The organism is Streptomyces sp. NPDC050743, assembly GCF_044456925.1.
Classification (GTDB): Bacteria; Actinomycetota; Actinomycetes; order Streptomycetales; family Streptomycetaceae; genus Streptomyces.
Window position 1 is genome coordinate 43608 of the sequence record NZ_JBITGJ010000053.1, and the last position, 17951, is coordinate 61558.

General features: G+C 69.6%; 15 protein-coding genes and 2 pseudogenes. 7 read left to right on the forward strand and 10 right to left on the reverse strand.

Going from position 1 to position 17951, the window contains the following annotated elements:
* On the reverse strand, positions 1–1227 hold the full coding sequence (locus tag ACIBJF_RS35040) for an acyl-CoA dehydrogenase family protein (protein WP_399179906.1): 1227 nt from the start codon (positions 1225–1227) through the stop codon (positions 1–3).
* An 853-nt stretch (positions 1228–2080) separates the two neighbouring features.
* On the opposite strand from ACIBJF_RS35040, the pseudogene ACIBJF_RS35045 reads away from it, so the two are divergent.
* A pseudogene (locus ACIBJF_RS35045) lies at positions 2081–2257 on the forward strand (transposase); the annotation flags it as partial.
* 173 nt (positions 2258–2430) lie between these two features.
* On the opposite strand, the gene ACIBJF_RS35050 reads toward ACIBJF_RS35045, so the two are convergent.
* The 3 genes from ACIBJF_RS35050 to mdlC all read right to left on the reverse strand — a co-directional run bounded on the left by ACIBJF_RS35050 (position 2431) and on the right by mdlC (position 6856).
* Positions 2431–3696 (reverse strand): MFS transporter, encoded by a 1266-nt coding sequence (locus tag ACIBJF_RS35050; RefSeq protein ID WP_399179908.1) that lies wholly within the window; start codon positions 3694–3696, stop codon positions 2431–2433.
* Positions 3697–3755: 59 nt separating this feature from the next.
* On the reverse strand, positions 3756–5210 hold the full coding sequence (locus ACIBJF_RS35055) for a benzaldehyde dehydrogenase (RefSeq protein ID WP_399179909.1): 1455 nt from the start codon (positions 5208–5210) through the stop codon (positions 3756–3758).
* Between the two features lie 65 nt (positions 5211–5275).
* The gene (gene mdlC / locus ACIBJF_RS35060; RefSeq protein WP_399179910.1) at positions 5276–6856 is read right to left on the reverse strand and encodes a benzoylformate decarboxylase; all 1581 of its coding nucleotides are present in this window, start codon (positions 6854–6856) and stop codon (positions 5276–5278) included.
* A 94-nt stretch (positions 6857–6950) separates the two neighbouring features.
* Between mdlC and ACIBJF_RS35065 the strand changes: the two genes are divergently transcribed.
* Positions 6951–7886 carry a LysR substrate-binding domain-containing protein gene (locus ACIBJF_RS35065; RefSeq protein ID WP_399179912.1) on the forward strand — a complete coding sequence of 312 codons (936 nt, stop codon included), beginning with the start codon at positions 6951–6953 and terminating at the stop codon, positions 7884–7886.
* On the opposite strand, the gene ACIBJF_RS35070 is transcribed toward ACIBJF_RS35065, so the two are convergent.
* Both ACIBJF_RS35070 and ACIBJF_RS35075 read right to left on the reverse strand, forming a co-directional pair.
* A complete protein-coding gene (locus ACIBJF_RS35070; RefSeq protein WP_399179914.1) occupies positions 7883–8218 on the reverse strand; it encodes a transposase in 336 nt (111 codons plus the stop codon). The genes ACIBJF_RS35065 and ACIBJF_RS35070 overlap by 4 nt on opposite strands.
* Positions 8219–8235: 17 nt before the next feature.
* Positions 8236–8619: an IS5 family transposase gene (locus ACIBJF_RS35075; protein ID WP_399179915.1), complete on the reverse strand. Its 384-nt coding sequence runs from the start codon at positions 8617–8619 to the stop codon at positions 8236–8238.
* 1118 nt (positions 8620–9737) lie between these two features.
* Between ACIBJF_RS35075 and ACIBJF_RS35080 the strand changes: the two genes are divergently transcribed.
* The gene (locus ACIBJF_RS35080; protein WP_399179917.1) at positions 9738–10496 is read left to right on the forward strand and encodes a PIG-L family deacetylase; all 759 of its coding nucleotides are present in this window, start codon (positions 9738–9740) and stop codon (positions 10494–10496) included.
* 276 nt (positions 10497–10772) lie between these two features.
* Here the strand turns inward: ACIBJF_RS35080 and ACIBJF_RS35085 are convergent, their stop codons facing one another.
* A complete protein-coding gene (locus ACIBJF_RS35085; protein WP_399179918.1) occupies positions 10773–11678 on the reverse strand; it encodes a S41 family peptidase in 906 nt (301 codons plus the stop codon).
* 57 nt (positions 11679–11735) lie between these two features.
* Here ACIBJF_RS35085 and ACIBJF_RS35090 point away from each other — a divergent pair, with 57 nt between their 5' ends.
* Complete coding sequence (locus ACIBJF_RS35090; protein ID WP_399179919.1) at positions 11736–12278, forward strand: ArsR/SmtB family transcription factor; 543 nt, start codon at positions 11736–11738, stop codon at positions 12276–12278.
* A gap of 436 nt (positions 12279–12714) precedes the next feature.
* Here the strand turns inward: ACIBJF_RS35090 and ACIBJF_RS35095 are convergent, their stop codons facing one another.
* Entirely contained in the window at positions 12715–13608 is an 894-nt protein-coding gene (locus tag ACIBJF_RS35095; RefSeq protein WP_399179920.1) for a dihydrodipicolinate synthase family protein, read from the reverse strand.
* A gap of 95 nt (positions 13609–13703) precedes the next feature.
* Here ACIBJF_RS35095 and ACIBJF_RS35100 point away from each other — a divergent pair, with 95 nt between their 5' ends.
* Positions 13704–14177, forward strand: a complete 474-nt coding sequence (locus ACIBJF_RS35100) for a winged helix-turn-helix transcriptional regulator (protein WP_399179921.1) — start codon at positions 13704–13706, stop codon at positions 14175–14177.
* 132 nt (positions 14178–14309) lie between these two features.
* Here the strand turns inward: ACIBJF_RS35100 and ACIBJF_RS35105 are convergent, their stop codons facing one another.
* Positions 14310–14711 (reverse strand): tautomerase family protein, encoded by a 402-nt coding sequence (locus ACIBJF_RS35105; protein ID WP_399179923.1) that lies wholly within the window; start codon positions 14709–14711, stop codon positions 14310–14312.
* A gap of 231 nt (positions 14712–14942) precedes the next feature.
* Entirely contained in the window at positions 14943–15767 is an 825-nt protein-coding gene (locus tag ACIBJF_RS35110; protein ID WP_399179925.1) for an enoyl-CoA hydratase/isomerase family protein, read from the reverse strand.
* 476 nt (positions 15768–16243) lie between these two features.
* On the opposite strand from ACIBJF_RS35110, the gene ACIBJF_RS35115 reads away from it, so the two are divergent.
* Positions 16244–17146, forward strand: a complete 903-nt coding sequence (locus tag ACIBJF_RS35115; RefSeq protein WP_399179927.1) for an alpha/beta hydrolase — start codon at positions 16244–16246, stop codon at positions 17144–17146.
* 291 nt (positions 17147–17437) lie between these two features.
* Positions 17438–17743: pseudogene (locus tag ACIBJF_RS35120) on the forward strand (transposase family protein); the annotation flags it as partial.
* Between the last annotated feature and the right edge of the window lie 208 nt (positions 17744–17951).

Sequence of the window (17951 nt, forward strand, 5' to 3'; positions counted from 1 at the left end):
TCACCTCACGAAGGCGCTCAGGCCGCCGGTCACGGCACGTCCGACAATGAGGGTCTGAATCTCCCGTGTGCCCTCGTACGAGTAAATGGCCTCCGCGTCGGCGACGAAGCGACCGATCTTGTAGTCGAGGACGATCCCGTTGCCGGCCATCAACTCCCGCGCCCACCCGACGTTCTCGCGCATCCGCACGGTGCACTGGGCCTTCGCCAGCGCGGACTGCTCGTCCCGGTACACCCCGGCGTCCTGCAACTGGGCCAGTCGCGTCACCATCCCGCAGGATGCCGTGGCGTTGCCGAGCATCTTCACCAGCAGGTCCTGCACGAGCTGGAAGCCCCCGATGGGGCGACCGAACTGCTCGCGCTCCTTCGCGTAACTCAGGGCGATCTCGTAGGCGCCGAACATCACTCCCACCGCCTGCCACGCCACGCCGCTGCGCGTCTGGCGCAGGATCTTGGCGGTGTCCTTGAAGGAGTTCGCGTTCTGCAACCGGTTGGACTCCGGGACGCGGCAGCCGTCGAGCACGATGTCGGCGTTCTGCACGATCCGCAGCGCCATCTTTTTCTCGATCTTCGTCGCGGTGAACCCGGGGGTGTCCTTCTCCACGACGAATCCCAGCACATGCTGCGTCTCGACATCGCGGGCCCAGATGACGACCAGGTCGGCGAACGTCGCGTTGCCGATCCATCGCTTGGCTCCGTCGAGGATCCATCCGTCGCCCTCACGTCGCGCGGTCGTCCGCAGGCCACCCGCCACGTCGGATCCGCCGTGCGGCTCGGTCAGCCCGAAGGCGCCGATCTTCTCGAAGCGGCTCATCGCCGGCAGCCACCGCCGCTTCTGTTCGTCGGACCCGCAGGCGAGGATGGTGCCCATGGCCAGACCTGTGTGCACGCCGAAGAACGTCGCCAAGGACGCGTCGAAGTGTGCGAGCTCCAGCGCGGTGAAGCCCGAGAAGAGGTTGCTCGGCCTGGACTCCGGGGAGTCGGGGTCGGCCCATGCCATCAAGCCCAACTTCCCGAAGCCCTCCACCAGCTGGAAGGGGAACTCGGCGCGGGCCCAGTAGTCGTCGACGAGCGGGGCGGCCTGAGTGCGCAGGAAGTCGCGCAGGGATGCGATCTTCCCCCGATCCTTCTCCGACAGCAGTTCCTCATAGGCGTAGAAGTCGGCGGGCAGCAGCCCTGCGTCCAGGTAGGGACCGGACGGTGTCGGCAAGGTCGTCGTACCGCTCATGGCAATCTCCCTCAAACGCAGTGGGCATGGCTCGCAGGTCCGCGCTCTGGAGCCACTTCTGCGCGGCGAATCGGTTCTCTGCCTCGATTGAACGAGGAGTCGGGGCCGGTTCCCCGGCCCCTCGCCGCCACGGGGTGCCATTGCCACCGTCTATCACCCCAGTGGCCCGACGCAGCCCGGTGAGACAGAGGCGCTGGGCGCGCAGCATCAGCCCATCAGGTCTGTACGAGATCCGCCCAGGCCCCACCGCGGCGGCTTCTGGCATGGCCTCGCGAATGCCTGCGCCAGACCCGGCCTGCGTCTCTTCCTCGGCTGCCTGGTGGGAGCCGATGAGTCGGCCGCCGTGCCGGAGCAGGTGTTCCTCCCAGGAAGCCAGCGGGAACGTCTCGAGGCAGTTGTCGGGATGCGCCCCGTCCCGGCAGAGGTGCCAGTGCAAGGCGCCGGCGAGCCACTCGGGCGGTTGCGGCCTCGCCACCTGTGGCTGTCCGCCCTGCGGCACCGTCATGTGATCTGATCACCGCCTTGATGGCGATGCAACGGCCTCTTGCGCGCCCCTGACCCGCCTGTTCTCCAGCGATCACGTAGTCGTGCGCGGAGCGCAACCATGAACTGCACGTGATGTGGCGCTACGCCGGAGGTGACAGCTTGTGTACACAGGCGGCACCTGCCAATGCGGCAGGTCTGACTCTGCTGCCGCCAGTCATGTTGCGTGGCGCTCGGCTTCGCTGCGGCTGCCGATCTTGCTTTGGTCGCCCCTCCCCCACCGCTGGGAGCGGCTTCACCGCAAGACTGCCAGGAGACGAGTTACATGATCGCGAGGGGTCTCGTTCAGTTCGGGGAGCCTGAGCAGAGCCTGAAGGGCGAGGAGGACGACAACGCCGAGCATCGCAGGGTCCGTGCCCGCGTGGAGCATGTCATCGGCCGGTTGACGAACTACAAGATCCTCCGAGCCTGTCGGCAGCGCGGCGACGGTCTCCATCACGCGATCCAGGCCGTTGCCCACATGCACAACTTCGCTCTCGCGTCATGAGCAGACAGCCCGCTCATGGGCTCTGCCCTGCCCGAGCGCAGCCTTGTGCGACACCCTTTCGTCAGCGCTGGTGTCACATTGACCGGCCGACGGGCGAGGACGACCTGGGCGTAGCGGCTTGCGGCACGCCCACGGACAAGGCCAAGGCCGATGACCGTGGGCGTGCCGGTGCCTCAGGCGGCGGGCTCGAGGGCCTTCTCCTGACCGGGGCCGGCCCGTCCCGGCAGGGTGAGGACGGCCACGAAGCCGAGGACGGCCACGGCGGCGAAGAAGTAGAAGCCCCAGGGGTGGCCGATCCCGGCGGCCACGAGCGCGCCGGTGATCGACGGGCCGACGATGGAGCCGATGCGGCCGATGCCGGACGCGGAACCGAGCGCGGTGCCGCGGATGGCGGCCGGGTAGAAGTGCGTCACGTAGGCGTACACCAGTACCTGTGCCGAGAAGACGAACACGCCGGTGAAGAAGACCACGGTGTTCAGCAGCAGGTCGCTGTGCATCCTGATGCTGAGGCAGGCCAGCATCGCCACCGACACCGCGAACCAGGCGAGCGTGGTCAGTTTGATGCCGCGCCGGTCGGCGACGAAGCCGCCCAGCACCAGGCCGGCCACACCGCCGACGTTGAGCACGAGGAGCTGCGTGACGGCCGTGGGGACGGGGTAGCCGGCGTCGTTCATCAGCTTGGGCAGCCAGGTGTTGAGGCCGTAGACCAGCAGCAGGCCCATGAACGAGGCGACCCAGATGCCGATGCCCGCGCGGAGGTAGGCCGGCTTGAGCAGTTCGGTGAACGGGACTCGGGAGGAAGCGGGCTCCTCCTTGGCGCGCACGAACGCCTCCGACTCCGGAAGCCGGAACCACTGGACGACCGCGATGACGAGTCCGGCGCCGCCGAGGACGTAGAAGAGGACCTGCCAGTTCGTGGTCACCTGCAGGGCGAGCAGCGAGGTGATCACGGCGCCGGTGTGGTAGCCGGTCATGGTCAGGGTGCTGGCGCGTGCCCGGCGTTCGGCCGGCATGTGCTCGGACATCATCGTGAGCGACACCGGCATGCACGCGCCCAGTCCCAGACCGGCGATGAGCCGGAGCACGGCGAACATCGTCACGGAGCCGGCGAGCGGCACCAGGAGGGTGAAGACCGAGAACAGCACGACCGAGCCGATGAGCAGCAGGCGCCGTCCGAGCCGGTCGGCCAGCGGGCCGACCAGGACCGCGCCGATGGCGACACCGACGAGCGACAGCGTGGCCACGGTGGTGGCGTCCCCGGCGGTCATGCCGAGGTGATGGGTCTTCAGCAGGATCGGGATGATGGCGCCGAGGACGACGAGGTCGTAACCCTCGAGCATGACGGTGATCCAGCACAGGACCACCGTCCAGACGTTGCGCCGGTCGGTGCCGGTTCTTCTGGTGGCGCCGGACGCGTTGGACGAGACGACGGATGTCATGTGACGTACCCCTTGGAGCGGCTACGGGGATGGAGTGGGAGGTGGAGCGGAAGGGGGGGTCAGAACGGGTAGTCGGCGATGTCCGGGCGCACGGTGACCCACTGCGTCTCGGTGAAGGCCTCGACGTTGGCGGCGGCTCCGCCGAACCGGGACCCCGTGCCGGACGCCTTGACGCCGCCGAAGGGGGCGTTGGGCTCGTCGCTGACGGTCTGTTCGTTGATGTGGACCTTGCCGGAGTCGATCCGGTCGGCGAGCTTCATCGCCGTACCGACGTCGCCGAGGATGCCGACGGACAGCCCGTACTCGCAGTCGTTGACGATCTTCGCGGCCTCGTCGAGCGTGGAGAAGCCGATGACGGGTGCCACAGGTCCGAAGATCTCCTCGCGCCAGGCGGGCATGTCGGTGGTGAGGCCGGTCAGGACGGTGGCCCGGTAGCCGGTGCCCACGATCTCGCCGCCCGCGGCCACGGTCGCGCCCGCCGCGACGCTGTCGGTGACGATGCCGTGCACCCGCTCCAGCTGGCGCCGGTCGATGATCGGGCCGAGCGCCACGTCCTCGCGGGCGGGATCGCCGACGGGCAGCGCCTGGCCCTTCGCGGTGAGCGCGGCGGTGTACTCGTCGAGCAGCAACTCGTGCACGATGTGGCGGCCGGTCGTCACACAGATCTGCCCCTGGTGCAGGTACGAGCCGAAGGCACCGGCGGAGGCCGCCTTGTGCACGTCCGCGCCGGGCAGCACCACCAGGGCGTTGTTGCCGCCGAGTTCCAGGTGGGCCCGCTTCAGCAGCCGGCCCGCCTGCTCGCCGATCGCCCGCCCGACCGGCGTCGACCCGGTGAACGAGATGACCCGGACCTCGGGCGCCTCGACGACCGCCTGGCCGACCGAGCCGTCGCCGGGGAGCAGGTGCAGCACGCCGGAGGGCAGTCCGGCCTCCTCGAAGATCCGCGCGATGACGACACCGCCGCTGACCGCGGTCCGCGGATCGGGCTTGAGCAGCACCGCGTTGCCCAGCGCCAGCGCGGGCGCAACCGAGCGCAGGCCGAGGACGAGCGGGAAGTTGAACGGCGCGATGACGCTGACCACGCCCGCGGGGCGGCGCCGGGCGAACGACCAGCGGGCGTCCTCCGACGTCAGCACCTCGCCCTGCGGATGCGTCGGCAGCGCCGCGCACTCGAAGCACTCGCCCAGCGCCAACTGCACCTCGAAGGCCGCCTTGGCGCGTACCGAGCCCGCCTCGCGCACCAGCCAGTTTTCGATCTCGGCGGCGTGCTCGGTGAACAGCTCGCCCGCGCGGCGCAGTACGGCGGCCCGCTGCTGCGGTGGGACGGCCGCCCAGGCCCGCTGCGCCTCGGCGGCGCGCGCGGCGGCGCGGGTGACGTCGTCGGGCGTGGCCAGGCCGACGGTGCCGAGCTGGGCCCCGGTCGCCGGCTCCGTCACCGGGTGCTCGCGGGCGGCGTCCTTCCAGCCGTCGCTGAGGAACTTCTTGCTCCAGACGTCGCTGTCCAGGAGTGTCATCGGTTTCCCTTCCGTCATCCAAGGGGTGCTGAGCTCTTTGACGAGGGGGCTTGCGGGCTGCGTGCTCAGGACGGCGTGGTGAGCGCCGTGTCGACCTGGACCAGGCGGGGGTCGTCCGGGCGTTCGGACAGGACGGCCCGCAGCTCGTCCACGCCGGAGACCTGTTGGGCAGGCACCCCGTAGCCCTGCGCGATGCGGGTGAAGTCCAGGCCCGGGATGTCCAGGCCGGGTGCGTCCGGCACGCCGAGCAGGCCGCCGAACCAGCGCAGCGCGCCGTACGTCCCGTTGCGCAGCAGCACCACGGTGAGGGGCACGCGGTGCTGGGCCGCCGTCCACAGGGCGGTGATGCCGTAGTTGGCCGAACCGTCCCCGATCACGCCGACGACCGGCCGGTCCGGCTGGGCCATGGCGACGCCGACCGCGCCGGGCAGCCCGAAACCGAGGCCGCCGGCCGCCGGGAAGTAGTAGGAGCCGGGCCGGCGCAGGTCCATCTGGCGCCACCAGGCCGCGTTCGTCGACGTGGACTCCACCACGTACGCCGTGTCGCCGGGCAGCTCCTCGCGCAGGGCGGCGAAGACCTCCTCCGGGTGTAGGCGCGGCCCCTCGACGGACTGCGGCGCGGGCACCGGCCGGTAGTCGCCGACGGGCTCCTCGGGCGCGTCGAGCACCTTCATCAGCAGCTCGATCACCGCCGCGGGGTCGGCGACCAGGGCCTCGCCCATCGGCGCCCGCGCGGCGGCGGAGGCGTCCTCCGTCACCTGGATCAGGCGGGTGCCCTCGGGCAGGTATCGCCCGGGCAGGTACTCGTGGTAGCGGAACACCGGAGCCCCGAGCACCAGCACCAGATCGTGGCCCTCGAACGCCTGGGAGACGGGTTCGATGCCGGCCGGGAGCACCCCCCGGAACAGCGGGTGACGGTTGGGGAAGGGCAGCCGGAACTGCGACGGCGCCGCCCACACCGGTCCGCCCAGACGCTCGGCCAGCCGCACCGCGTCGTCGAAGAGCCCGGCGGAGTCGATGTCACCGCCCAGGACGAGCGCAGGCCGCTGCGCGGCGGCGACCGCCTCGGCCAGCCGGCGTCCCTGTTCCCGGCCCGGTACACCTGCGCGCCCGACCAGCCGGTCCAGCACGGCCGGCGCGTTCTCGCCGGCGTCGGCCGCCCAGTCGTCGTAGGGCACGGAGAGGTAGGTCGGCCGGCGCTGCAGCTGCGCCTCAAAGACGGCCTGGGCGAGCGCGCGCGGCACGTCCTGCGCGCACGCCGGCTCGGCGGCCCAGCCGACGAGCGGCTTCATCAGGGCCGGGGCGTCGACGTTGGAGAGGTTGGCCTCCGGCCCGACGGCCGAGCGCACCTGCTGCCCCGCCACGACCACCAGCGGGGTGCGCGAGGCCACGGCGTTCGTCAGCGCGCCCATCGCGTTGCCCGAGCCGGACGCGGCGTGCAGGTTGACCAGGACGGGACGGCCGCTGGCCTGGGCGTATCCGTCGGCCATGCCCACCACCGCGCCCTCGTGCAGACCGAGGACGTACCGGAAGGTGTCCGGCAGGTCGGCAAGGAAGGGCAACTCGTTCGAGCCGGGGTTGCCGAAGATCGTGGTAAGCCCCCGGCGCTCGAGGAACTCGTGGGAGATACGACGCACGGATGGCACAGACGTTCCTTTCGCAGTGACGCGGGACACGCTAGGCATCACCCGACATGCTGACCAATAAATGTTGTCGGGCTGCGATATAGACTTCGTCGATATGAGCAGCTTCGATCTCAACCTCGCCCGCGTCTTCGTGCTGCTCTACGAGACCGGCAGCGTCACGGCCACCGCCGAGACCCTCCACGTCACCCAGCCCACGGTGAGCTACAGCCTGGCCAAGCTGCGCCGGCACTTCGACGACGAGCTCTTCCACCGCACCGGCCGCGGCCTCGCTCCCACCGCAGGCGCCCGCCGCCTCTACGAACCGCTGCAGCGCGCCCTGGCCGACATCGACGGAGCGATCCGCCAGGGCGACGACTTCGACCCCACCGCCATGGCGGGCCGCTTCACCCTGGCCCTCTCCGACCTCGGCGAGGCCACCCTCCTGCCGCGCCTGCTGGCCGCGGCCCGCGAGCGCGCCCCCCGGGTGGCCTTCACCGTCCGCGCGCTGGACGTGGACGAGGCCGAGAGCCAGCTGCGCCGCGGCGAACTCGACGCCTTCGTCGCCACCCCGGTGCTGACCTCCCACCGCACCGTGCGCATCCCGCTCTTCCACGAGCGCTACGTCGCGATGGTCGCCGCCGACCACCCCCGCATCCGCGGCGCCGCCGTCACCCTGGACGAGCTTGCCGCCGAGCACCACGCGACGGTGTACGGGCCCAGCGGTCACGTCGCCCCCCGCTCCCTGCTGGCCACCTACGGGCTCCTGGACCGCGTCACCGTGGAGGCCACCCGCTTCTCGATGCTGCCCTACCTACTCGAACGGACCGACCTGATCGCGATCGTTCCCGAGTACGTCGGCGAGGTCTTCACCACCTCCCACCACCTGCGACTGGTACGGCTGCCGTTCGAGACCCAGCCCATCGAGGTCGCGCTCTACGCCCGGCACGAGGCGTCCCGCAGCCCCTCCCAGCGCTGGCTCGTCCAGTTCATGGCCGACGTCCTGGGCGAACTGGTCAGCCCCGCGCAGCTCCCGCCGAGTCCCACACCCTAGGTTCTGTCGTCAAATGTCACGCCCACATCAGCAAGGCTGCGAGGGTGACGGCTGCCGCGGTTCAGCCGGTTGCGGACCTGGTCGGCCCGTTCGGGGATGGTGTGGCTGATCCCGTGCCGGCGCAGCCAGGTCCGGATCGCCCGGGAGCTGTAGCCCTTGTCGCCCAGGACGTGGGCCGGTCGCACCCGGGGCCGTCCGGGACCGTCCGGGACCGTCCGGGGCCGGTGCGGGGAACCCGGATCGCCTCCATCAGGCGGTGAACTGGGTGCGGTCGTTGGTGTTGCCGCCCGTGACGGTGAAGACGAGCGGACGGCCGACGCCGTCGCAGGCAAGGTGGATCTACTGCTGGTCAGACCGCCTCGGGAGCATCCGATGTCCGGGCTGCGGAGCCCCCTTTTCGGGCCCCGGCGGCGTACTGGTGGGCCCGGACGATCGTGGAGTCGACCGACACCAGCCAGTTGGTGTCGCCGGACGCGTCCGCCTTCGCCTGGGCGGTGCGAAGCATCCGCTCGAACGTGCCGTCCGCCGCCCACCGGCGGAAACGGGTCTGCAGCGCCGCCCACGGCCCGTACCGCTCGGGCATATCCCGCCAGGCCGTACCCGTACGGAACTTCCACACGATCCCATTCAGGACCCTGCGGTCATCCAGCCGCTCCCGCCCACGCAACGACTCGGGCAGCCACGGCCGTATGAACTCCCGCTCGGCGTCCGACAGTTCATGGCGACGTATCACCTCGCCATGATCCACCATCCAAGATCGTTTGAAGACACCGCCCAGGCCACCGTGGTTGACGCCGCCTACCGACTCCTCCTCACCCTCCCGCTCGACGAGCGCATGGACGCCGCCAGCGCCCTCCTCGCCCGCAGCCGCTCCACCCCTCGGGTGAAGCCTCCGGCTTCCGGGATACGCCGCCTATAAGTTGGAGGCTCTCCGGCTGCGCAGGCAGATGTCGAGCAAGTTCTTTGCGTAAGCGGGGCCTCACTCTGCACTCGAAGCGAAAGCCCTCTTGGAGCCCGCCGGGGTGATCCGGTCAGGCGTCAGCGCCACGGCAGCGCAGTGTGCCCACCGGGCTGGGGCGGCCGGTGGGCACGGGGGCAGAGGCGTAGGTGCGTTCCATGCCGTCAGCTCATCCGCCGACCCCGACCACGCTGACGGCCACCAGGCCCGACCACGCCTCCCCAGGTGAGTGCCCAGCCCGGCTGCGCAGGCCCGGCTGGTCGTTGTGCAATCGGTCTGCGCGACCGATCGAGGGCCGTGCGCAGTCGGATCGCGTGCAGCGGGTGCGCAGGACGGCCCGTGGAGGGCGATGTCCTCTTGCGCAGAGCCGGGTGTCCCGCTGCACAGGCCGCCACGCGGGTCTGGCGGTGTCCTTCTGCACACTCGCGTACAGCCGCCGGCCGGGGTGCGGCAGGCGAGTGTTGGCGCATCCGTCGACGGGGTGCCGGCGGATGACGCGACGAGCACCGACCGACCCACCTCTGGCCCGTGGTCGGGTTCTGGTGGTCGGCGGTCGGGTCGGGGGCGGCGGGTTGGGTCAAGTCCAGCAATCACGCATCCTGACCTGGGAGTTTGACGATGTCCTCTGGCATGCAGGCCTCGAAGGGCGAGGCTGCTGCTCCGACGGCGGCAGGCGCCCGGCGGGAGGCGATGCGACGCCGCGTCCGCCTCTCGCGCCTGGCGGTCTGGACGGTCATCGCGGCCGGCCCCATCGCCCTGGCCGCCACCGTCGCCTCCGCCCCGACCACGGTCCAGGCGGCCACCGATGACCAGGCGGCAGGCCGGGGCTCAGTAACGCGCCCTCCTGGGCGACGTACGATCGGGTCTCCTTCGCGCTGGGAGGTGGTCTGACCATGGCCGTGCCGAGCCTGCTCGCGGTTTTCGCTCACCCGGACGACGAGTCATTGTCTGCGGGCGGAGTGCTTGCCCGTCACGCAGCTGCGGGCGGGCGCACCGCAGTTGTCACGGCGACCTGGGCAGCGGGCACCCTGCGGGCTACGGAGCTGGCCGAGGCGCTGCGCATCCTCGGTGCCGGCATGCCGCGGATGCTCGGGTATGCCGATGCGCGTGTACCGCACTCGGCCCCGGGCTGTGTGCGGTTCTGCGATGCGCCGCTCGACGAGGCAGTGCGGCGGTTGGTGACGCACATCCGGGAATTCCGCCCGGACATCATGGTCACCCATGACGCATATGGCGGGCTGCCCGGGCATCCCGATCACGTGCACACCCATCGGGTGACCATGCTCGCTGCCCAAGCAGCCGGACTGGAGCAGCTCTACCCGGATGTCGGTGCCCCCTGGCAGACGCATGCCGTCTACCTGGCCACGCACCCGCACTCGGCCGTGCAGGCCCTGAGAGACGTGATCGGTGCGCGCAAGGCGGTGTACAGCGTTCCGGATGGACAGGTCACCGCAACGGTTGATGTCGGCCCTTGGATAGAGCAGAAGATCGCCGCCGTACTAGCGCATCGCTCCGAGGTGGAGCGGGGAGCCCTGCCGGGGGTGATCGCCCGCCTTCCGCCGGATGCACGGGAGCGGCTGTTCGCTACCGAGTGGTTCATCCGCCACGCCTCCATCGCTCCGGCGGCAGCCCAGACGGAGCTCACTGCCTGACCGCGCGGTCCAGTCCGAGAGGAAGGCGGCCCTGACTCCCAAACTCATCGACATCGATCAGGGAAAGGGCCCGCAGAGCGACTTCCGATGTCCCTTGTCATCCAATCAAGGCGTGTGACAGCGAACCCAGCCCTTTCGGCTTCTACGGCAGTGAACCTTATCGTCGGGGTGTGAGTACGGCGCGGCCGCCGGAGACGAGGGCCTCCCCCGCCGAAGTCAGCCGCCGAAGTGGATATGGGAGGCACTGCGTGCGTGCTGTCGGTGAGCTGGACTGGGTCAGCCTGCCAGTCGGGCGAGGGCCAGCGCGTGCGCGCGGTCGAGGGAGTCGGCAGCGGCGCAAGGGATGTCCGGCTGCACACCGGTGCCCTCCCAGTTCGTGCTGGAGACGGGGTTGATGGCGCGGCCAACGGGGACGGTGGCTTCCAGGTGTGGATGCACGGTCCAGCCGTTGCACGGATGTGCGCCGCCGAGGGTGCGCTCACCGACGGCAACGGCGCGGCCGAGCTGCTGGAGGTCGTAAGCCAGCTCCTCAGCGGCAGAGAAGGTGCTGTCGCTGGTCAGCACGTACAACGGCTTGCTGCCGCCGAAGCGCGCGCCAGGAAGGTACGGCAGGCTCCAGGACTGCTCGCTGCGCTCGCCGCCGCGCCAGTACATGGTGTTGAGGTGGGTGCGCTCGTCGAGTAGGTAGCTGCAGACGAAGGCGACCGTGTCAGGGTCGCCGCCCCGGTTGGAGCGAAGGTCCAGGATCAGCGCCTGGGCGCGGGAGGCCAGGGTGAGCGCGGCGCTCAGCGGTTCAGCGGCCCACTCCAGCGGAAACAGCATCGGTGCCAGCTCCACCACGGCGACCCCGCCGTCGAGCAACTCCACCCGGGGCGCACCGCCCAGCGAGGTGTCGAAGTCCCGGCGCATGGCCTCCAGGGTGGCCGCCCCCTGCTTCGGGGAGACCGGGTCGGCGTGGTGCTTCAGTCTCAGGTGTCGGTCGCCGTTGACGGACTGCAGGTCTGCGGTGACCAGACGGGCGAGCTCCTCGGCACCGTCGACGTCATAGGCCCCCTCGGTGAGGCGTCGTTGCAGCAGACCGACGAGCTGCCCGGCTATCTCGGGGAACACGTAGTGCTCGGTCAGCAGCCGGGCTGTCTCATCGATGACAGGGGCGGGCTGAAGCTTCGTCAGAGGCGTCATGGCAGGGAGTAGAGCACAGCCCTTGCGAAAGCGTCAAAGACTTTAGACACTTTCGGTATGCGAGATCACCCTTCCCACCTGCCGCCTCCCAAGGACGTCCTGGAGATCGGTGCGCCTGAGCAGTTCGCGGCGCTCGCCCACCCGCTGCGTCAGCGGTTGCTCTTCGCCCTGGGCCAACGGCCTGCCACCATCAGCGGGCTTGCGGCGCAGCTCGATGCGAAGAAAGGCAACGTGGCCCACCACCTCAAAGTGCTCCGCGAAGCCGGGCTGGTCCACATCGCCGAGACCCGCCAGGTCCGCGGCGGCACCGAGCAGTACTACCAACGCACGGCCCGCCGCATGGTCGTCGCCGAACCCCAAGCGGCAGGCACCGCCGCGATGCTCGCCGCGGTCGCCCAGGAGCTGGACCGCTCACCCGCCGAGACCCACCTGACACTGCGCCACCTGCGTCTCAGTCCCGCGAAGGCAAGAGAACTCGGCGAGACCCTCACCAAACTGGTCGACGAGGCCGAGGAAAATGCAGAGGACCAGCCCGTGCACGGCGTGTTGGTAGCGCTCTATCAGCAGGCTCTGCCGACCAGCACCACCAGTTCGACCTAGCAGCACCAAACCCGCGAGAAAGGCCACCTGCTCACTCGAGACGAGCCGCACCCATGGGCATCCAACCCAGTCGCCCCAAGATCAGCGCGCTGCACGCGACTATCTTCGATGTCGAAGGACATCCGAAGTCGTCGACAAATGTCTTCCGTTCTCGTGTACAGAGCCACGGCCACGGAGCGACTGCGCCAAACCGTGGGCGCCCTGTCACTGCTGAGGACGCTGGACAAAGCTGATTCCACGGAATGAGCGTGTGGCACGCGATGTGGCTGGCACGCATCGACCACAAGATCGAGCAGCTGCTTCGGTGGCAGACGGAGCAGGAATCCGGGCGTCAACGGATCAGGCGAGCGGCACGCACGACACCAGGATCACCGAACGATCGCCTCACCCGAACCCCTGCGGGGCCCGGATGCGGATGCGGATGCGCTGAGCCTGCTCAGGTCGTGAGCTGGAGGGCGTCCAGTACGGCGGTGACGTCCCGGCGGGCGGCCTCGTCCAGGCCGCGCAGGGGACGCGGCAGGTTCGGCTCCGACGTCAGGCCGAGGTGGGACGCTGCGGCGGACAGGACTCGCAGACCACCGTGCTGACGGAGCAGGGCCCACAACGGTTCGAGCGCGTCGGACGACTCCGCGGCCCGGCCCGTGTCACCGGCCAGGGCTGCGCGGGCGAGGGCGAGCGCGGTACGGGGGAACAGACCACCCACGGCCGAGTACCAGACGTCGCACCCGGCATTCAGGCCGCGCACGCCGGCCCAGTCGCCGCTCACACCGATGGTGACCGTCTCCGGGATCGCCGCTCGCAGCGCGTCGATCCGGGCCTTGGCCTGACCGAAGTCGTCCGGAACAGCGGGGATCTTGATCGAGCGGACGTTCGGCAGCCGGGAGATGCGGCCGTGCAGTTCGTCGGTGAAGTGCACCTGGGTGGTGCGGGGGTTGTCGTACACGCACAGCGGCACGGACAGCTCGCGGGTGACGTCCTCGTACAGGCCGAACACCTCGTCGTCCGTGAGCGGTTGGTACGTCACCGGTGCGAGCAGCACCGCCCGCGCTCCGGCTTTCTGGGCGTCTTCGGCCAGAGCCAGGACGTGAGAGGTGCGCGGCGCGCCGATGGAGACCATGACGGGAACGCCGTCGGCGGCCTCGACCGCGACTTGCGCGGTGCGGGCGCGCTGTTCGCGGGTGAGGTAGGCGTAGCCCCCGGTGGAGCCGAGCGCCCCGATGGAGTCCACTCCGGCAGCCGCGAGGCGGGCCACGAGCGAGGCGTACGCGGTGTAGTCGATGCCCTGCTCGTCGGTGGGTGTCAGGGGGAAGGCGCTGAGGCCGTGGAACATGACGGTTCTCTCGGCAATCGATCGAAGTGATCCAGGGCAGGTGCACCAAGGATATGGTTTAATTGTAAAACTAGCAATTTCGGGAGGTGGCATCCGTGCGCAAGACGGACCTCAGTGGGGCCACCTGCCCCATCGCTCGCTCACTCAGTGACATCGGTGACTGGTGGTCGCTGCTCATCGTCCGGGACGCACTGGCCGGCATGACCCGCTTCAGCGAGTTCCAGCGCAGCCTCGGCTGCGCCAAGAACATCCTCAGCGCGCGCCTGGCCAAGCTCGTCGAACGTGAGGTGCTGACCCTCGCGCCGGCGTCCGACGGCAGCGCCTACAGCGAGTACCGGCTCACCGAGAAGGGCAAGGCCCTGCGGGTCCCGCTCGTGGCACTGCGGCAGTGGGGCGAAGAGTTCCTGTTCGAACCCGACGAGGAGCGGCTCGGTCTCATCGACAAGCGCGACGGCCTGCCGGTGGCTCCCCTCGCACTGCGCGCCCAGGACGGGCGGCCCCTGGGGCCCGACGACGTCCAGGTCAGCGCGTCCCCGCCTGAGACCGGCACGCTTCCCGACCCCGCCTGATCCGGAGGCCCCCGCCCGGTCCGGAGGGCACCTCGGCACGGCGGTCCCGTGTCGCGACTGCGGAGCGCCAGGATGCACCGCACCAGCGACGGCGTACGGACAGGGTGCCCGTTGCGCGCCGGGGCCGCAGGGTCACCAGCGTGGCTCGCCCTCGGCAAGCTGAAGCTCTCCCCTCCCGAACGAGAAGTTTTCGTTCGGGACCGGAATCAGCGCGATGAACACGTCGTCGGGTGAGATGCGCAGGGTCTCGACCACCAGTCTGTTGATGGCTGCGGCCACGGCCCGCTTGTTCTCGAGAGGCCGATGGGCACCCAGGAGAAGGGTGATGATCACGGCGTCGTCGCTGCGCTGCATCCCCATGAAGGTCGGATCGAGGTACAGCTCGTTCTCGCCATGCTCGCTGATCATGATGAATCGGTCGCCCTCGGGGATCCCGAGCGCCTGTACCAGCGACTGGTTGAGCGCGTCGGCGAGTGCGCGCTTCTGGTCCGGCGAGTAGCGGCCGGCTGGAACGTGAGCGTTGAAAACGGGCATGACGGGCTCCTACGGGAGGGGGATGGGGGGTCTTTGCGTTTCGTGAGGGATCGGCCGGACCGGGGCGCCGGAGGGACGGTGACGCCCCGGCCGCCTTGATGCGAGTCGTGGCAGCCCGGGCCGGTGGACGGCGTGAGGCGTCCGGGGCCGCGACGCGATCCGTCCGCGGCGAGCGTGCAGTTCGGGACGGGCACATGGTCGGGGCGACCGGGCCCTTTCCGCCCGGGCTGCTCACAGCTCGCCGAGTGCCGCGCCGAAGTCGAGTTCGGTGCGGGAACGTTCCTGCATTCCGCGCTGCATGAGGGTGCCGAGCCGGGCGGCGCTCGATGTGTCACGTGCCAGGATCTGGAAGAAGCCCGAGTCCACCTGGACGTCTTCCTTGGCGGGGAGGCCGGCCGCGTTGATCCGGCGCTTGGCGAGCCGCACCGCGGCTTCCGGGAATCCCGCGATCCGCTTGGCGAGCCGCTCGACGTAGGCCACCAACTCCTCATCCGGCAGAGCCTTGTTGACCAATCCGATGCGCTCGGCCTCATGGCCGTCGAGGTCTTCGGACCCGAGGATCACCTGCATCGCCTGCCCTCGTCCGGCGAGACGGACGAGCTGCTGGACCGCACCTGCTCCCGGGAAGAGCCCGGTGCCGACTTCGATCTGGCCGATCACGGCGCGTTCCAGGGACGCGAACCGCATGTCGCACGCGTAGAGGAGTTCCGCACCCGCGCCGCGCGCCCGGCCCTCGAGGACCGCGATGGTGACGGGCCGTGCCTCGCTGAGGCGGCGGTACAGCGCGCCGAGGCTGATGTCGTCCGGGCCGCCGGAGGTGGCCGCCACCGCCGTGTACTCGGCGATCCGCCGGACGTCCACATGCGGGATGAAGAAGTCGGGGTCGGCGCTCCGGAACACCACCACCCGCGCGCCGCCGTCGGCCTCCGTGTCGTCGAGGAGTGCGATCAGATCCCTGACGAACCGCTCGTCGATCAGGTTGAGCGGCGGGTTGTCGATCGTGGCCCACAGCACACCGTCGTCCAGGTTCGTGTTGATGGTCTCGTAGTCCCGCATTGTCATCACTTCCTCATAGATTTCCTGTTTGCGATACGCGAACGACGTGCTCTAGGCTGGCATCGTCGGTTTAAAAATGCAACCAGAACGCTGAGGGAGAGACTGACCGGCCTTCTCGAAGGCGACCGGGGCCGCAATCACGCCGTTCACCCAGGTCACGACAGCCGCAGCCATCCGGTTGAGGCCGCTTGGGGCCGTCTCGTACCGCTCGCGTCGAGCACTTCCGGGCCGGGGCGACCAATCCGGCACCGGTGATCGATCGGCGAACGGCGACGGATCACCGGCGGTCGGCGATCGGCGAACGATCACCGGCGGTCGACTGGCGTTCCCGTGCTGAGTCGACGGCATCGGCGCGTCCGACCCGGACCGACACCCGAAAAACCGGGTCGCGACACGGGCCAGCTCAACGCGTCATCCGGACCGACGGGCTGCCGTCATCGCTCCCACAAGAACCCCACCAGGCAAGGAGAACCACCATGGCCGAGCGCCGCGACGAGCTTGTTCATCTGCCCGACGGAACCGTGCTGCACGCATGGCTGTTCCTGCCGGACGGACCCGGACCCCACCCCACCATCACGATGTCGCACGGCTTCGGTGGCACGAAGTACCACAACATCGAGCCCATTGCCCGAGAGCTCGCGGAAGCGGGATTCGCGGTCTCGCTCCACGACCACCGCGGCTTCGGCGACAGCACCGGCACACCCCGCCACGACATCGACCCCCATCAGCAGATCGAGGACTGGCGACGCGTCATCGCGCACCTCCAGACGCTCGACAGCGTCGACACCGACCGCATCGGCCTGTGGGGATCCAGCTATTCCGGCGGACACGCCCTCGTCCTGGGAGCCACCGACCGGAGGATCAAGGCCGTCTACTCCCAGGTCCCCACCATCAGCGGCTCCGAGACCAGCCGCCGGCGCGTACCGCCGCACCTGACGCGGCAACTCGACGAGTCCTTCGCCTCCGACGAACTCGCCCAGGCCCAGGGCGAGCCACCCGCCACCCAGGCATTCGTCAGCGACAACGTCTCCACAACCGCGTCGTACCGCGCCACCGACGCCATCGACTTCTACCTGGGGCACACCGCCCCTGCGGGGTTGTGGGAGAACAGCGTCACGGTCCAGTCCAACCGCCGCTTCAGGTCGTACGACCCCGGCTACTGGATCGACCAGATCTCCCCGACTCCCCTGATGATGCTGGTCGCCACCCACGACACCGTCGCCCCCACCGACCTGGCATTCCGCGCCTATGAACGTGCCCTCGAACCCAAGGAACTCGTCGTCATACCCGGCGGCCATTTCGATCCCTACCTCGCCGGCTTCGACGCGAGCACCTCTGCCGCCATCCGCTTCTTCCGGACCCACCTCCACGCCCGTTAGGTCTGTTTGCGGCGCCGACGCATCTGGGGCACCCGCTGTCGGCACCGCACCCCGGAGGGGCCGAAAGGCCTCTTCGGCATGCCACGCCGTTTTCGGGCACACCACGCCCGATATGGAGGGACCGGGTACTGGACGAAGCGCGGCACACCGCCGATCCGGTCCATCTGGTGCACCTGTTCGGCATCCATCCCGGAACCGCCTTGCGTTACGTCCACGCCGCCCACCCCGACAAGGCCCTGCCTCCATCCGCTGACCCAGCCATGACATGGCAGCCTTCACCAACTCCCACCACTCCGCGCGGCCCGCGCACACGGCATCGTCGACGCCCTCGCCGAGGCCAACATCCAGTGCTGGGCCGACAAGGGTTACCGAGGTGCCAGCGGTACGGTCCGCATCCCGTGTTGGGGGCGCTGGCAGACCCTCTCCGCAGGCCAGAAGGCGGCGAACCAGTTTCACGCCAAGATCCGAGCACTCGTCGAGCAGGCCATCGCCACCCTCAAGTCCTGGAGGCTCCTCCGCAAACTGCGGTGCTCGACCACCCGGGTCACCAACCTCGTCCAGGCCGTCCTCACCCTTTATCTGACCAGCTCAGAGTGAGGGTGGACAAGGCTTACTGCGTACTCCGTCCGGTTCGCAGACCGTGCGGCGCTTCGGCTACGACCCGCACGGCAACCTTGAGACGGTGGTCAACTCCTTCGCTCTGCCACTGCGGTTCACCGGGTTCCTCCGAGGATGCCCCGGCCTTCAGGCCGGGGAGGAATCGGACTCCTGCGGAGCAGGGCAGGGATAGCCGGATCGCCGTCAG

Bases quoted from the DNA above. Each gene is read 5' to 3' on its own strand.
- ACIBJF_RS35090 (WP_399179919.1), top strand. From the start codon at position 11,736: ATGCGAGATCACCCTTCCCACCTGCCGCCTCCCAAGGACGTCCTGGAG.
- ACIBJF_RS35050 (WP_399179908.1), bottom strand. From the start codon at position 3,696: ATGACATCCGTCGTCTCGTCCAACGCGTCCGGCGCCACCAGAAGAACC.
- ACIBJF_RS35105 (WP_399179923.1), bottom strand. From the start codon at position 14,711: ATGCCCGTTTTCAACGCTCACGTTCCAGCCGGCCGCTACTCGCCGGAC.
- ACIBJF_RS35080 (WP_399179917.1), top strand. From the start codon at position 9,738: ATGGCCGTGCCGAGCCTGCTCGCGGTTTTCGCTCACCCGGACGACGAG.
- ACIBJF_RS35095 (WP_399179920.1), bottom strand. From the start codon at position 13,608: ATGTTCCACGGCCTCAGCGCCTTCCCCCTGACACCCACCGACGAGCAG.
- ACIBJF_RS35085 (WP_399179918.1), bottom strand. From the start codon at position 11,678: ATGACGCCTCTGACGAAGCTTCAGCCCGCCCCTGTCATCGATGAGACA.
- ACIBJF_RS35110 (WP_399179925.1), bottom strand. From the start codon at position 15,767: ATGCGGGACTACGAGACCATCAACACGAACCTGGACGACGGTGTGCTG.
- ACIBJF_RS35115 (WP_399179927.1), top strand. From the start codon at position 16,244: ATGGCCGAGCGCCGCGACGAGCTTGTTCATCTGCCCGACGGAACCGTG.
- ACIBJF_RS35040 (WP_399179906.1), bottom strand. From the start codon at position 1,227: ATGAGCGGTACGACGACCTTGCCGACACCGTCCGGTCCCTACCTGGAC.
- ACIBJF_RS35065 (WP_399179912.1), top strand. From the start codon at position 6,951: ATGAGCAGCTTCGATCTCAACCTCGCCCGCGTCTTCGTGCTGCTCTAC.
- ACIBJF_RS35055 (WP_399179909.1), bottom strand. From the start codon at position 5,210: ATGACACTCCTGGACAGCGACGTCTGGAGCAAGAAGTTCCTCAGCGAC.